Source organism: Amycolatopsis sulphurea, from assembly GCF_002564045.1.
GTDB lineage: Bacteria > Actinomycetota > Actinomycetes > Mycobacteriales > Pseudonocardiaceae > Amycolatopsis > Amycolatopsis sulphurea.
Genome location: NZ_PDJK01000002.1, coordinates 3,020,395 through 3,035,480, shown reverse-complemented (window position 1 = coordinate 3,035,480; position 15,086 = coordinate 3,020,395). Strand labels below are relative to the sequence as shown.

The window sequence follows — 15,086 nt, the reverse complement described above, 5'->3', positions numbered from 1 at the left end:
GGGCTGACCTGCGTAAACAGCCTCACTCCGGTACTGGCGGCGGAGGCTCGGGAAGGCCTTGTCCCAGCTCCGCCGCCTCCTTCTTCAGCGCTTCGAGCCGACGTGGGTGCATCCGCTCGTACAGCGCGATCGCGCGGTCGTACTCCGCGCGGGCCGGTTCGAGCGCGAGTTTCGCCTGCAGGATCCGGGCCAGCGTGACGCGCAGGATGCCTTCCTGCAGTTCGAACTGCCGCGTAACGGCCAGCGAGACCGCCTCTGTCGCGTAGCGTTGCGCGGTATCCAGTTCGCCGATGTCCAGGTACAGCTCGGCGAGGTTGTTCATGGAGACCACGGCGTAGCTGTCGTCGCCGAGTTCGCGGTCGATCTCCAGGGAGGCCAGCTCGTGGCCGATCGCCTCGACCGGGCGGCCGGCGCGCTTCTCGGTTTCGGCACAGTTGTTCAGCGCCTGCCCACGCAGCTCCAGATCACCGGCCTGCTCGGCCTCGGCGGCCGTTTCCAGCAGGCAGGCGGTCGCCTCCGCGTAGCGGCCGAGCAGGGTCAGCACACTGCCGAGGTGGATCCGCGCCACGGCGAGCGAACGCGACTCCGGCAGCTTGCCCGCCAGCTCCACCGCCCGTTCGGCGTCCGCGAGACTGCCTTGTGACAGCTCGAAAGTCAGCGCGATCGCACACCGCGAGATGAGCATCCAGCACTGCCCGAGCGGTTCATCCGCGGCCTCGGCGGCGGCCAGCCCGAGATCGACCAGCTGCAGCCAGTCCTCGTACAGCGGGCATACGACCCGGTAGGTGTGCGCCACTCGCGCCAGCCGCCACACTTCGACGTACCGCGCTTCGGCGTACGCGGCGTTCAAGACCGCCAGCAGCGTCGGCCATTCCGCGGCGAACCAGTCCTGCGCCTCGTCGAACGTGCGCAGCGGAGGCAGCCCGTCGGACGGTACGAGACCGGTGAAGTCGAGCGGGTCGACGATCCGCAGCATCCGCCGCCGCGCGGTGTCCGAAGCGGCCTGGTGGTAGCGCACCGCCCGATCGAGGACCACGGCCCGCTCTTGGCGGGACAGCTCCGTTTCCGCCAGCTCGCGCAGGTACAGCCGGACGAGATCGTGCGGCGCGAAGACGTCACGAGCTGTCTCGGTCAGCAGGCTGTGCGCGGTGAGCGTGCGCAGCTCGCGCCGAGCCTGCGTCACCGGGATCTCCGCGACCGCCGCGGCCAGGTACGGCCCGAATTGCCGGCCGGGGACCGCGCCGAGCCGTACCAGCGTGCGCGCAAGCTCGGAGGGCAGTCTGCGGAAGGAGACGTCGAACGCCGCGCGCACCCCGTCGTCCTCGGCGCCGGTCACGTCCAGCGCGGCCAGCCGGGTGCGTTCGTTGCCCAGCTCCGCCACCAGTCCCTCGATAGTCCACTGTGGACTGGCAGCGAGCCGGGCGCCGGCGATCCGCAGGGCGAGCGGGAGATAGCCGCACAGCCGGGCGAGCGCGTGGTTGAGGTCGAAGTCCGCCGGTCCGGCCAGCTCCTCGATCACCTGGACCGCGTCCGCCGGTTCGAGCGTGCCGAGCACCCGCAACTGCGCCGCGTCGGACACGGCCAGCCCCTCCATCCGCGACCGGCTGGTGACCACCGTGCGCGAGCCCGCCCCCGGCGGCAGCAGCGGCCGCACCTGCTCGGCCGAGCGCGCGTCGTCGAGCACCACGAGCATCCGGCGGCCGGCGATCGTCGAGCGGTACAGCGCGGCCCGCTCGTGCAGTGCCTCGGGCACTTCGTCGGCGGGCACCCCGAGCCCGAGCAGGAACTGGGCCAGCAGATCGCCCGGTGCCGCCGGCGGGTGGTGCGGATCGAAGCCGTGCAGGGCCGCGAACAACACCCCGTCCGGGAAGTGCGGTGCCGCCCGGTGCGCCCACCAGAGCACCAGCGCGCTCTTGCCGACTCCGGCCGTCCCCGATACGACGGCCACGCCGCCGGTGAGCCCGTCCAGCCAGGCCAGGTCAGCCGCCCGTCCGGCGAGCGCAGGCAACGCGGGCGGCAGCTGCGACGGCGCGGCACCCGACGGTGGCATCGCGTGTTCCCGGGCCGGGAGGTCGTCGTGGAGCACCCGTTCGTGCAGCCACCGCAGATCCGCACCTGGTTCCATGCCGAGCGTGCGGAGGGTGGCGCGGGAAACCGTGCGGTAAAGCTCAAGGGCCTCGCCGCGGCGGCCGGCGTGGTAGAGCGCGCGCATCAGCTGAGCCGCGGTCCGTTCGGCCAGCGGGTCGCCCCGCACGATGGGGCTCAGCTCCACGATCAGTTCGCTGTACCGGCCCAGCGCCAGGTCCGCGTCCACCCGGGCGCCGTGGATCGCCAGCCGCAGCTCCGCCAATTCCGGCGCACGCACCGAATCCGGCACTCCGGACAACGCCGGGCCCTGCCACAGCGCGAGTGCTTCGGCCAGCAGCGTGGCGGCTCGTTCGGGCGGGGCGGGCACGGCCCGGTCGAACAACGCCCGCGCGTGGTGCACGTCGATCCGTTCCGGTTCGGCGGCGAGCTGGTACCCGGGCGGGCTGGTGCGGATCTCCGTCACCGGGCCGTCGCCGAACTGCCGCAGGATCCGCCGCAGGTGCGAAACGTTGCCCTGCACGATGGTCCGGGCGGTGGCGGGCGGATCGTGGCCCCACAGCGCGTCGATGATCTCTTCGAGCGGAACGACCTTGCCCACCCGCAGGGCGAGCAGCGCGAGCAGTCCCTTGACCCCGGGACCGCCGATCGGGACGACCCGGTCGCCGTCGAACAACCGCACCGGACCGAGCAGTTCGATCCGGGCGCCGGCATCGGCCATGCTCGCGCGCACCTCCCAGGCTCGTCCCCAGCCGGAATGATCAAGGTACCGGGCACGCTCCGCCGGGAAGCACCGGCTCTCCGGGCGCGGAGGACAAACGAGCCCGGCTCCGCGTCATCAGTCCCGATCTGATGGCGCGGGGCCGGGCTCGGTGAACATCGGCCGGGCCGCCAGGGGGCGCGGTCCACCCGATCTCCGGCTGCCCCGTGGCACGGGTGGGCTCACCCCGAGCGAAGAACCCGGGCCGCGAAAGGCAACCTTGCTCCGCTCCGGAGCCCACCGGCACCGGAGCGAGTGCGGTCAACGTAACAGGGAGCACATTCCCCGCTACCGGCGACCCACCGCAGGGCCACCGTGGCGCTGGTCACCGTGTGACCGGCGTGCTGTCCCGCCCCGCGATGAACGAGGGCCGCGGCGCGCTGGCCGCGAACGGCTCCCGCAGCGCGTTCTCCACGCTGTTGAAGACCAGGAAGATGTTCGACCGTGGATACGGGGTGATGTTGTTCGACGAGCCGTGCATGATGTTCGAGTCGAACCAGAGTGCGGATCCGGCCGCGCCGGTGAACTGATCGATCCCGTGCTCGGCGGCCAGCGCGACGATGTCGTCTTCGTCCGGCACCCCGACCCGCTGGTCCTTGAGCGAGCTGCGGTAGTTGTCCTCCGGGGTCTCGCCCGCGCACTGCACGAAGGTGCGCTGAGAGCCCGGCATCACCATCAGCCCGCCGTTGAACACGTAGTTGTCGGTGAGCGCGATCGAGCAGCTGACCGCGCGCGGGACCGGCATCCCGTCCTCGGCGTGCCAGGTCTCGAAGTCCGAGTGCCAGTAGAAGCCGGTGCCCCGGAACCCCGGCATGTAGTTGATCCGGCTCTGGTGCACGTAGACCTCCGAGCCGAGCAGCTGCCGGGCCCGGTCGAGCACGCGCGGGTCGCGCACCAGTTCGGCGATCAGCTCGGAGGTCTCGTGCACGTCGAAGACCGACCGGACCTCCCCGGTGCGCGCCTCGGTGATCACCCGTTCGTCCCCGGCCGCCGCCTCTTTCGAGGACAGCCGGACCAGCTCCTGCCAGTAGGTCTGGACCTCACCGGGGGACAGCAGGCCCTCGATCACCGTGTAGCCCTTGGCGTCGTGGGCGGCCAGTGTCGCGGCGTCGAGCGGGCCTTCGGCCTCGGTGCCCCACACCGTCGGATGCACGCGCGGAAGTCTCTCCGGCGTGCCGGTGATCCGGGTCGGATATCCGTCATCGACCCGGGTGTCCATCAGCGTCACAGCATGCCTCCTTCGGGCGGGTTCCCCTCGATCCGGTGGCGGGAGCGGCGGCGGCCGGGGTAACTCTCAGGCGGTCTCTTCGGCGACCAGGGGGTACACCCCGTTCTCGTCGTGCACCTCGCGGCCGGTGACCGGCGGGTTGAACACGCACACCGTCTTCATCTCGGTGCGCGGCCGGACCTGGTGCTTGTCGTGGTTGTTGAGCAGGTACAGCGAACCGGGCTTGAGCTGGTGCACCTCGCCGGTCGTCTTGTCCTCGATCTCGCCTTCACCCGAAGTGATGAAAACGGCCTCGATGTGGTTGGCGTACCAGAAATCGTTGACCGTGCCCGCGTACAGCGTGGTCTCGTGCACCGAGAAGCCGGCACCCTCCTTGGCGAGGATGATGCGCTTGCTCCGCCAGTTGGGGGTCTTGATGTCGGCGTCGGTGTCGGTGATCTCGTCGAGCGTGCGGACCAGCAAAATCGGCTCCTTGTCGGAAAACTGGGGTATCAGAGGACGGCGGCGACGGACTCGTCGATGATCGACAGGCCCGTGCCGAGTTCGTCGTCGGTGAGGGTAAGCGGCGGCAGCAGCTTCATCACTTCGCCGTCCGGACCGGAGGTCTCCATCAGCAGACCGCGGTCGAAGGCTTCCTTGCACACCGCGCCGGCCAGCTTGCCGTCGGCGAACTCCATCCCGCGGGCAAGGCCGCGGCCCTTGGCGACCAGGTTGGCTTCGGGGTAGCGCTTGATCAGGCCGGCGAAAGCCTCGGCGACGCGCTCGCCCTTGGCCTTCGTGGACTTCTCCAGCTCGTCGTCGCTCCAGTACACGCGCAGCGCCTCGGCCGCGGTGACGAACGCCGGGCTGATCCCGCGGAAGGTGCCGTTGTGCTCGCCCGGTTCCCACACGTCCAGCTCGGGTTTGATCAGCGTGAGCGCCATCGGGATGCCGTACCCGCCGATGGACTTGGACAGGCAGATCATGTCCGGCTTGATGCCCGCGTCCTCGAAGCTGAAGAACGGGCCGGTGCGGCCACAGCCCATCTGCACGTCGTCGAGGATGAGCAGGATGCCGTGCCGCTTGCACAGGTCGTCGAGACCGCGCAGCCATTCCAGGCGCGCGGCGTTGATCCCGCCCTCGCCCTGCACGCCTTCGACGATCACCGCGGCCGGTTCGTTCAGGCCGCTACCGGAGTCCTCCAGCAGCTTCTCGAAGTAGAGGAAGTCCGGGTACGCGCCGTCGAAGTACTGGTCGTAGGGCATCGGCGTGGCGTGCACCAGCGGGACACCGGCCCCGCCGCGCTTCATCGAGTTGCCGGTCACCGACAGCGCGCCCAGCGTCATCCCGTGGAAGGCGTTGGTGAAGTTGATGACCGCTTCCTTGCCGGTCACCTTGCGGGCCAGCTTCAGCGCGGCTTCCACCGCGTTGGCGCCGCCGGGGCCGGGGAAGACGATCTTGTAGTCCAGCTCGCGCGGGCCGAGGATCTTTTCCTTGAAGATCTCCAGGAAATCCCGTTTGGCCGCGGTGAACATGTCCAGCGCGTGGGTGACGCCGTCGCGCTGCAGATAATCGATCAGGGCTTGTTTGAGCGCCGGGTTGTTGTGCCCGTAGTTGAGTGCGCCGGCGCCGGCGAAGAAGTCGAGATAGGGCTTGCCGTCCTCGCGGTAGAGCCAGCTGCCCTGTGCCCGGTCGAACACGACCGGCCACCCCCTGCTGTAGCTGCGGACTTCCGATTCGAGCTCTTCGAAGATGCTCATGACGTTGTTCTTTCGCTCCTACTCGGCGAAATTGACGGATCAGTTACGCAGCAACGGTCCGATGCGGTAGAGGTCCTCGGGCTCGTGCCCGCCCCCGCCGTCCGGAAAATCCGCGGACTCGAACAGCCGGCGCGACTCCAGTGCCACGTTCCAGCGCTTCGCGAACGACGAGAACAGCCGGATGGACGCCTCGTTGTCCGGGGTGATGGTGGTCTCCAGGTACCGCACGCCGTCCGCGGACAGCCGCGTGAACAGCGCGTCCAGCAGCTGCCCGGCCAGGCCCTTCCCCCGCTGCGAGGCGTCGACCGCGACCTGCCAGACGAGCGCCGCGGCGGGCTCCGAGGGCCTCCGGTAAGCGATCACAAATCCCACCGCTTCGCCGTCCACCTTGGCCACCACGGAACTCTCGGCAAAATCCCGGCACCACAACAGGTACGCGTACGGGGTGTTGAGATCCAGCTTCTGCGAATCACGCGCGATTCGCCAAAGCGCGGCGCCATCGGCCTTGGTCGGCGATTCGATCAAGTGCTTTCCGGACATACTTAGGAAACGTAACAGAGAATTTTCACCCTGCCAGCGACGCACACCACTCGCACCCCGCCCACCTGCGAGGACGCGAATTCACCGGTGATCAGGACCACAAAAACGTTTGAGCTACCGCCATCCGGGGAATGACGTGCGGCTGGGCCGCTCACCCATAGTGAGCGGCCGTGTCGCCTCCGACGATGCTTTGTCTTCCGCTCCGGCGCAACTTCACCGCCGCCGACCTGGGCGGATGCGCCGGCCGGCCGCGGCGAGCGGGGTCCAGGCCGCGGGCAGGACGAGCAGCAGCACTACGACGAGCCACCACACCGGTGCCTGTCCCTGGCGCCAGCCTTCGACGACCGAGCCCAGCCAGCCGAACAGCGGGTGCGCCAGCGGCGGCAGGAACGCGGCGAACAGCAGGCCCGCCACAACGAGCACCGCAAGCACCGTGAGCACCATGCGCCACCTGCGCCGCAGCGTCAGCAAGCTCACCAGCAGGAACACCAGCGCCCCCGCGGCCACCGGCAGCCCGACCCACTGCAGGACCGCGCCGCCTTCGCCGCTGAGCACGAGCCCGGCGACCACGGTGATCGCCGCGACGAGGAGGTTCCACGGCCGGCCGAGCCCGTTCGCGCCCTGCGTCACCCACCACGCGCCGCGCCCGCCGGTCCGCGCGAACTTCGCCGCTGGTTGCAGGGTCTTCGGCACCCGGGTGGCGGTGGCTGCCGCGTTCAGCCCGGCGGCGCCGGCCTTGACCAGTGTTTTCGTGAGCAGCATCGAGCCGAGTTCGCCGTCGAACCGTTCCGCGGATACCCGGCAGGCCTGAAAAGCACGTTGCGCGGCCGAATTCGCGACCACGCCGGATTCTTCCGGATCGTTTTTCAGGGGCCGCGCCGCCATTAATTTCCGGAAGCTTTCGGACGGTTTCCCATTTCCTTCCGCGGCGTCTTTCCCCGCCTGCTTCGCCACCGTGGGCAGCTCCTCGCGGGCGATCTCGGCCTGCCGGGCGCGGGCCAGCACCATCGCGGTGACGGGGAGGGAGGACGGCAGGTCCTCGCCGAAATCGACCGGCTCCAGCGCGGCGTCGAGACCGAGGAACGCCAGCTCCTCACCCAGCTGCGCGAGCAGGCCGGGGAGCTCGCCCGCCACCGGGTTGTCGGCCGCGCTCGGGGGCTGCCAGCCGATCGCGGTGAAGGTGGCGCGGACCTGCTCGCGGAACTGCTCCCGGCCGAGGGTGTCCCGCAGCATCTTCAGGCGGACCGGGTCGAGCAGGCACTGCATCAGCCAGCCCGAGCCGTCGATCCGGCCCCACATCCAGTCGCTGGCCCGCCACGAGGATTTGTAGAACGCGCCGAAATTGCTTGCCTGCGTGCCGGTCAGCTTGTCCTCGCAGCGTGTCCGGGACAGGTCCAGCAGCGTCCTGGTGTCCGCGCTGACCTGCACCAGATCCACCCGCTGGTCCACCGAAGGCGCTTCGGCGAGCAGCCCGCGGGTCGCCACGTGCAGCAGGAGCAGCCGGGACTGCACCACCTCGTCGGACGGCGTGCGATCGTCGAGTTCGAACCAGTCCAGCAACGTCACGACGATGTCCGCCGCGTCCTTCGAACGGCCTTCCTCCCCCGCCAGCGTTCGCAGTACCGGGGCGGCGGAGCGCAGCGCGTCGACGAGTTTCGGCCACGCTTCGCGCAGGTCGTCCGAAACGCCCAGCTCTGCCCATTCCCGGGCGAGCTGCGCGATCCAGTCCGGGAGGCTGATGCCCGCGGCAGGCGGATCGTGGCGGGCCACCCACGCGGACAACCGCACGCCACGAGCGGCGGCTTTGCGGGCCTCGTGCAGCCGCGCCCGTGCCGCGTTGAGCTGTTCGGCCTGCCCGGTGTCCGGGAACAGCCGGAACCCGGCGTTGATCAGCTGCAGGCCGGTGGCGACCGAATCGTCCAGCGCGGTCGTGCGGTAGCGCGCCATCTCGACGGCCGGGCAGGCGTCCGCGGGCATCGTGTCGGGCATGCCGTGGCGAAGCCCGTCCGCGGCGATGTCGAACAGCCGGGCGGACGTCCCGGTCGCCCACCCACTGTCCTTTTCAGACAGTGCATACCGGCGGCCCGCGGCCCGGACCAGATCCGCGGCGTCCTCGGCCACCCGCCGCTGCCGGAAGGCACGCAGCACCCGCTCGTCCACCAGCTCCCCGCAGCGCACCCCGAACGAGGCCAGCGCCACCCGGGTGTCCCGGGCCCGGACCACGGATTCGTTGTGCCGGGTGAGTGCGTCGAGTTCGGTGCTGATGGTCTGGCTGAGCACGGTGGAGAGGACCTTCGCCAGCGCCGAACCGAGCAACGGCGGGGCGGCCGGATCGCACGGCACCTCCGCGGCGTCCGCGTCCACCGCGGGCACCACGTAGAGCAGCAGCCGCCGCACGTCCGAGGAGGAGGACCGTTCGAAGATCTCCTCCAGCGCCGGCCCCAGCGGCTTGTTGACCAGCACGCCGCCGTCGGTGATCCAGTGCGAGCGCACCAAGTCGGTGTAATCGGTCATGTCCGGGTGCATCCGGTCGGCCGCCTCGGCGCCGATCGGCGTGCGCGACAGCTCGAACGCGCCGGGGAACGAGGCGCTGGAGCGCGCGGCCAGCGCCAGCGGTCCGTGCACCTGGTTGTTCCACAGTGGACCGTCGAACCGGTACAGCATGCGGTGTTCGGTGTCGCGCACCAGATTGCCGAGCGCGTCGTCGTAGCGGGTGGCCTCCCCGTCGATCATGCTCCCGGTGAGCAGCACGGTGACGTCCGGCGGCTCCGCGGGGACGACCCCGGCGCCGGTGATGTCGTGCAGCGACCGCTCCAGTTCACCGAGCAGGACGCGGTCGCCGTCCAGCAGCGAACGTGGTTGCGCCTCCCCCGGATCGCGGATGAGGTTCTCCAGCGAACCCACGCTGAGCCAGGTGTCCCGCAGTATCGCGGGACTGGAGCGGTAGGCCTCGGCGAGGCCGAGGCAGGCCGCGTTGATCCCGCCCGCGCTCGTCCCGGTCAGCACGTCCAGGCGCACCGTCGCGTGCAGCAGATCGAGCACCTGCCGGTAGCCGCTGCGCTGCCCCGCGGTGCGGGAGGCGGTCAGCAGCGCGGACGTCTCGGTGGCGATTCCGCCCATCCACACGGCGAGGCTGGACCCCCCGACCATGGTCATCGCGATCCGGATCTCCTGCGGCCACGGCACCCCCGAGTCACCCATAGCGGTCAGTGTCCTCGGCCGCAGCGGCACACCACAAGAGCCAAGTCCGTGAAGGGACACTTCAGGGACGCTGAGTCCGTGAAGGGACCCTTCACAGCCCTGCGGCGCGAGTCAGGCGGCGAGGTGCTCCAGCAGGAGCACCTGGGCCTCGCCGACGGCGAAACCGAGCACCGCGCCGGTCGCGATCAGGATCCACTCGTCCTGCTGGAAGGCCGGGCGCAGCAGTTGCTCGAATTCCTGTGGGGACAGTTCCTTCATCTTGCTCACCAAGACGTTCCGGATGTCCATCGCGTCGGTGGCGTAGTCCTCCAGATAGCTCATGGTCTCCGGCAGCCGGGCCATGATCTGCTCGGAGATGGCCAGTTTCATGTCCTGGTAGTGGCGGCTGCCGATGGCGAACACCAGCAGCGGTCTGGCCAGCGTCCCCGCCCGGCCCAGCTCGATGTCCAGCTGCCGCTGGATCAGCGCGAGCACCCGGTCCGACAGCGGGCCGCGCAGCACCGCCTCGATCACGTTGTGCGGGGTGATGATCTCCTTGGCGATCAGCGCACCGTAGGCCTCGGCGACCTCGGCCCGGCGCTTGAGGAACAGGCCCTGCCAGGTGATGCCGAAGTATTTCCTCGGCTCGATCGGGTAGAAGATCATCCGCAGCGCGAGCCAGTCGGTGAACCAGCCGGTGAACAGGCCGAACAGCGGCATGATCGGCGGGAATTTGAACAGCACCCAGGCGATCATCTGGATCACCCCGATCAGCCCGCCGAAGACCAGCCCGGAGCGTGCGATGAACGTGAATTCCTGATCACCGGCCTCCTGGAAGATCCGGTTCAGCAGCCGCTTGTCCTTGACCAGGCTGGTGACCACCATGCCCTTGAGGTCGAACACACTGTCCACATCGGACCGGATCAGGGCCAGCACGGCCTCGATCATCCGCGGCGCCTCGGCCTGCACCCGCTGGATCACCAGCCGCTGCACCTGGTCCGGCAGCGATTCCCACAGCTGCGCCTGGTACTGCCCGGCGACCTCGCGCACGATGTCCTCGACCGCGGCGAGCATCGGCTCTTCGATCTCCTTGGCGATCCGCCGGGCGTCCAGGCGGTCGATCACCTCGGCCGGTTCGATCAGCTGCTCGGTCATCGTGTCGCAGGCGATGCTGGCCATCCGCGCGGCCCGTTTGGGCACGATGCCCTGCCAGCCGAGGAACGGCTTGATGCCGATGAACTCGACCGGGGCGAACATCATCCGGATGGCGACCAGCTTGGTGCCGTAGCCGATCAGCGCGGCGACGACCGGGATCGAGACATAGAGCGGCCAGTGCCGGGCGAAGTCGTCGAGCACGCCGGCGAGGAACGCGCCCATCGGCCTCAGCCCAGGCTCGGGTCGCAGGCGTGCCAGAACTGCGCGCCGAACCGGGAGATGTGCACCGTCCGGCGGATCACCTTGCAGCGCTTGACCTGTTCCTCGGCCGCGCGCACGGTCTCGTCGGTCAGCAGGATCTCGTACTGGGTCTCCAGCGCGGGCACCTCCTCGTCGAGGTCGACCAGGCCGAGCCCGATCAGCCGGGTCAGGTAGGCGGGCACCTGGTCCGGCAGCGCGACCCCGGCCGCCTTGCCGACCGTGGACGCGTTGCGCAGCACTGTCCGGCCGGTGCCCCCGATCCCGGTGCGCTCGGCGACGTCCACCGCGGGAAACGGCGAACCGTCGGACAGCGCGGCGAGGATGCGTGCTTCGTCCGGGGTGAGCTGGCGGAGGATGATCGCGTAGAGATATTCGCGAGCCCGGTCGCGGCCGAAGCTGATGGAATGGTTGAGCAATTCGGCCATCGCCGCACGCAGCGGTTCCGTGTGCGCGCGCGAAGGCACGAGCATCACCGAGGCCTCCACGACGCGGCCTGTGGAGTCGGAGCGGTTCATCGCCGAGGCCGCGGCGAGCGCAGCGTGGTACGGGTCGTCGACCTCGTCGAGGCGCCGGCGAAGTTCGCTCAGCAGACCGCGCTCGACCTGGCGCAGGCCACGCTCGGCAGTGTCGATGCCAGGCAGCTTCCTGGTCAGCTCGAAGCCGGTGCGCGCCGCCCAGCCCGCCAGTTTCCCGGCCCGGCGAGCCAGATTGGCCACGTCCTCGGCCGTGGCCCGGCCGTTCGGTCGCTGGTAGTCCACGGTCGTGCTCCTTCTCGCAGTCCGCGCTGATGCTACCTGCGGGTAGCCGGAGCCGCCCCGGAACGGCGACCGTGTTGGATGTCCGGCATGACCACGTCACCGTGGGGCCCGCCGATCGATGTGCTGCCCCTGCTGGCCAGGGAGGAGCAGGCGCTGGTCGCCGTCCTGTCCGGCCTGAGCCGCGACGACTGGGCCACCCCGGCCGCCGGGGCGACCGTGCACGAGCTGGCCGCCCGGATCCTGGGGGCGAAACTCGTCCGCTTGTCCCGCGTCCGCGACGATCATCCACCGGGAGACGGTTTCGCCGGGCACTGGCTGCCCGCGGTGAGCCGCCTGTCGCCGGAAGTCCTGTTCTCGATGCTCGTGGACAGCACCGCGCAGCTGACCGACCTGTGGAAGCACCGAGACGCGGACGAACTGGTGGAGGATGTGCCGGTCTGGCTGATCCTGGCGCGCGACTACTCGTGGTCTTGGATGCGGCAGCAGCAGATCCGCGAGGCGGTGGACGCCTCGTTGCTGGATGAGCCGGAATTCCGGACACCGGTCGTGGACACGTTGCTGCGCGGCCTGCCGTCGGCTTTGCGGGAGATCACTGCTCGTCCCGGCCGTCAGGTGGCTTGCCGCGTGACCGATGCCGGCCAGTGGACCGCGCGGGCGACCGTTGCCGGCTGGACTATCGCCCCGGGGGCCGCCACTTCCCGTTCGCCACTGGCGACCCTGTCCACCGACGCAGACGCGCTCTGGCGCCATTGCACCGGGACGACGGTCGCCGACCGTCTCCAGACCACCGGCTCCCCTGCCGCTGCCATCGCATTCCTCACGTGGCGGGCGCCCGCTGAAGGGCTGTGAAGGGGCCCTTCACGGACTCTGATTCCGTGAAGGGCCCCTTCACAGCCTTGCCGGTCAGCGGCGGTGTCGTCGCCGGGCCTGTTTGCGTAGTTGCAGAATGCGCGCCCCGCCGACCAGGGCGACCAAGGCGGCGCCGGCGATCGCGGCGAAGAGCATCGCCACCGCGAGGGGCATGCTGCCGGCGGCGCCGAGGAAGTTCACGGTCGCCGGGTCCAGGTTCTGCAGGATGAAGATCAACAGCAGCGCCAGCACGGCGATCGCGACGATCACCGCGATCCAGGTGCCGCTGATTCGAGTGGGCTTGAGCTTGCGTGCCTTGGCCTGCGGGGGCGGCTCGGCTGAGCCCGGACCAGGGCCGGAACCGGCCGGTCCGGGCGCGCCGGGCACCTCGCCGCCCGGCACCTCGGGAGTCTCCGATTTCGCGACCCAGCCAGGGTCGTCGCCTCGCGCGTGCGACATACCACGATCGTCCGCCCGCGCGCGAGGTTTCGCCAGTTCGTGTCCCCCTAATGGGTGAGGTCGGTGTCCCGCAGTACGCGCAGCGTGTTCTGCCCGGCCAGTTTCGCGCAGTCCTCGTCACTCCAGCCGCGAGCCGTCAACGCGGCGAACAACACCGGGTACTTGGACACGTCCTCCAGCCCCTCCGGCAAAGCCCCGACCCCGTCGTAGTCGCCGCCGAGCCCGATGTGGTCGATCCCGGCCACCTCACGCGCGTGCTCGACGTGCGCCACGACGTCCTCGACGGTCGACCTCGGCTTGGGTGGCGCGTCCCAGGTTTCGGCGAAACGCGTGCGCCGGCCGAGGTCGCGGAAGTCCTGTCCGGCTTCGGTCATCGCGGCCTTGAGCCGCTCGTCCCAGGCGGTGGCCGCCGCGGAGACGAACGACGGCACGAACGTGACCATCGCGACGCCGCCGTTACCGGGCAGCTGCGCGAGTACGTCGTCGGGGATGTTGCGGGGGTGGTCGTTCACCGCGCGACACGACGAATGGCTGAAGATCACCGGAGCGTCGGTGACTTTCAGTGCGTCCCGCATGGTGCTGGGTGCGACGTGCGAAAGGTCGACGAGCATGCCGATCCGGTTCATCTCGCGTACGACATCCCGGCCGAAATCGGTCAGCCCGCCGTGTGCCGGTTCGTCGGTGCCGGAGTCCGCCCAGGTGGTGTTGAGGTTGTGCGTGAGGGTCAGGTACCGCACCCCGAGGCGCCGCAGAATCCTCAGCACACCAAGCGATTCGGCAATGCTATGCCCACCTTCGGCACCGAGCATCGACGCGATCCGCCCGTCGGCGTGCGCGGCTTCGGCTTCGTCCGCGGTGCGCACCAGGCGCAGGCGATCCGGGTAGCGCTCGGCGAGCTGGTACACCACTTCGATCTGTTCGAGAACGGCGGTCACCGCGCTGTCGCCCTCGAACTCGCACGGCACGTAGACCGACCAGAACTGCAGGCCGAGCCGCCCCTCCGCCAGTTTGGGAAAGTCGGTGTGCAGCCCCGGCTGCCGCGCCGTCAGGTCGAGCCCGGCCGCGGCGTCGACCGGATTCGGACCGGCCTGCAACCGCAACGCCCAGGGCAGATCGTTGTGACCGTCGGCCAGGATCACTTTGTCCAGCAGGTTCGTCGCGCGCGCCAGGTCTGTGGAAGTCATGATCAGACCGTAGCGAGCCAGAACCGGGCGGTCCTGCTCGCTTTCGGGGTCATGCGCGAGCCGGGGTGTTCTCGCTAGCACCTCCGCAGGGTTGCTTCCAAGATAACATCTTCTATAGAAGATATATTCAGGAGAGAGTTATACGGTAGACTTCGCCCGGTGACCCCCGATCCACACACCGACGACGATGAGATCGTGACCTGGTGGGGCCTCGTGATCGAGGGCTACCTGGCCACCCAGGACACCCTGATGGCCGAACTGGCCACCCGATTCGATCTGGCCCCCGCTTCCTTCGACATCCTGATGCGCCTGGTGCGCTCACCGGAACACCGCATGCCGATGACCCGCCTCGCCACCGAAGCAGCCCTGTCCAGCGGCGGTTTCACCAAAGTCGCCGACCGCCTCGCCGCCGCCGACCTCCTCTGCCGCATCCCCAGCCCCGACGACCGCCGAGTCACCTACGCCGCCCTCACCGAACACGGCCTCGACGTGGCGACCCGAGCCAGAGCCGCCTGCGCGGAAATCCTGCGCCGCATCGTCCTGACCCCCCTCGGCGAGGATGCCGCCGCCCTGGCCAACGCCATGCGAACCTTGCGGTCGGTGAACGGCTAACCCCCGCGGGTGCACAATCGGGTAATTGGCTTGCGGCCCCTCGCGGCGGCGGACTCGACCACAGTCCTCAGCCAACGCCGCCAGCCACACCGGCCGCGCGTCGCAGGTCACAGAAGCCGCCATCCCGCCGACTTCACCCGCCGTCACCCACGGCCGACAATTGGTCGCCTCGCGGCTCTCCCCCGCCCGGACAAACCCCCACCCTCCCGGGGGCGTCCCTCCTCCAGCGTACCGCCCCACCCCCCGCGTTCTTGGCCTGCAGACCCGGTGATCCAC

The 15,086-nt window shown here is 69.7% G+C and carries 12 protein-coding genes; 2 read left to right on the top strand and 10 right to left on the bottom strand.

Translation table 11 applies throughout. The features are described 5' to 3' along the window. Window positions 1–22 precede the first annotated feature (22 nt). The 8 genes from ATK36_RS19925 to ATK36_RS19890 form a co-directional block, all read right to left on the bottom strand. Window positions 23–2,806 carry an AfsR/SARP family transcriptional regulator gene (locus ATK36_RS19925; protein WP_098512921.1) on the bottom strand — a complete coding sequence of 928 codons (2,784 nt, stop codon included), beginning with the start codon at window positions 2,804–2,806 and terminating at the stop codon, window positions 23–25. Between the two features lie 364 nt (window positions 2,807–3,170). Next, entirely contained in the window at window positions 3,171–4,073 is a 903-nt protein-coding gene (thpD, locus tag ATK36_RS19920; RefSeq protein WP_098512920.1) for an ectoine hydroxylase, read from the bottom strand. A gap of 66 nt (window positions 4,074–4,139) precedes the next feature. Beyond that, a complete protein-coding gene (locus ATK36_RS19915; protein WP_098512919.1) occupies window positions 4,140–4,535 on the bottom strand; it encodes an ectoine synthase in 396 nt (131 codons plus the stop codon). Between the two features lie 29 nt (window positions 4,536–4,564). Next, the gene (gene ectB / locus ATK36_RS19910; protein WP_098512918.1) at window positions 4,565–5,812 is read right to left on the bottom strand and encodes a diaminobutyrate--2-oxoglutarate transaminase; all 1,248 of its coding nucleotides are present in this window, start codon (window positions 5,810–5,812) and stop codon (window positions 4,565–4,567) included. Window positions 5,813–5,851: 39 nt separating this feature from the next. Continuing rightward, window positions 5,852–6,352, bottom strand: a complete 501-nt coding sequence (gene ectA, locus ATK36_RS19905) for a diaminobutyrate acetyltransferase (protein WP_170069809.1) — start codon at window positions 6,350–6,352, stop codon at window positions 5,852–5,854. Between the two features lie 213 nt (window positions 6,353–6,565). After that, window positions 6,566–9,553: a patatin-like protein gene (locus ATK36_RS19900; protein WP_098512916.1), complete on the bottom strand. Its 2,988-nt coding sequence runs from the start codon at window positions 9,551–9,553 to the stop codon at window positions 6,566–6,568. 111 nt (window positions 9,554–9,664) lie between these two features. After that, window positions 9,665–10,909: a DUF445 domain-containing protein gene (locus ATK36_RS19895; protein ID WP_098512915.1), complete on the bottom strand. Its 1,245-nt coding sequence runs from the start codon at window positions 10,907–10,909 to the stop codon at window positions 9,665–9,667. Window positions 10,910–10,914: 5 nt separating this feature from the next. Continuing rightward, window positions 10,915–11,706, bottom strand: a complete 792-nt coding sequence (locus ATK36_RS19890) for an Abi-alpha family protein (RefSeq protein ID WP_098512914.1) — start codon at window positions 11,704–11,706, stop codon at window positions 10,915–10,917. A gap of 87 nt (window positions 11,707–11,793) precedes the next feature. Here ATK36_RS19890 and ATK36_RS19885 point away from each other — a divergent pair, with 87 nt between their 5' ends. Continuing rightward, window positions 11,794–12,555: a hypothetical protein gene (locus ATK36_RS19885; RefSeq protein ID WP_245914913.1), complete on the top strand. Its 762-nt coding sequence runs from the start codon at window positions 11,794–11,796 to the stop codon at window positions 12,553–12,555. A gap of 54 nt (window positions 12,556–12,609) precedes the next feature. Here ATK36_RS19885 and ATK36_RS19880 read toward each other — a convergent pair whose 3' ends face one another. Together ATK36_RS19880 and ATK36_RS19875 are read right to left on the bottom strand one after the other, a co-directional pair. Then, window positions 12,610–13,014 (bottom strand): LapA family protein, encoded by a 405-nt coding sequence (locus tag ATK36_RS19880; RefSeq protein WP_098512912.1) that lies wholly within the window; start codon window positions 13,012–13,014, stop codon window positions 12,610–12,612. A 47-nt stretch (window positions 13,015–13,061) separates the two neighbouring features. Beyond that, on the bottom strand, window positions 13,062–14,198 hold the full coding sequence (locus ATK36_RS19875; protein WP_098512911.1) for a dipeptidase: 1,137 nt from the start codon (window positions 14,196–14,198) through the stop codon (window positions 13,062–13,064). 159 nt (window positions 14,199–14,357) lie between these two features. On the opposite strand from ATK36_RS19875, the gene ATK36_RS19870 reads away from it, so the two are divergent. Further along, window positions 14,358–14,810, top strand: coding sequence for a MarR family winged helix-turn-helix transcriptional regulator (locus tag ATK36_RS19870; RefSeq protein ID WP_098512910.1), 453 nt, complete (start codon window positions 14,358–14,360; stop codon window positions 14,808–14,810). Window positions 14,811–15,086 lie beyond the last annotated feature (276 nt).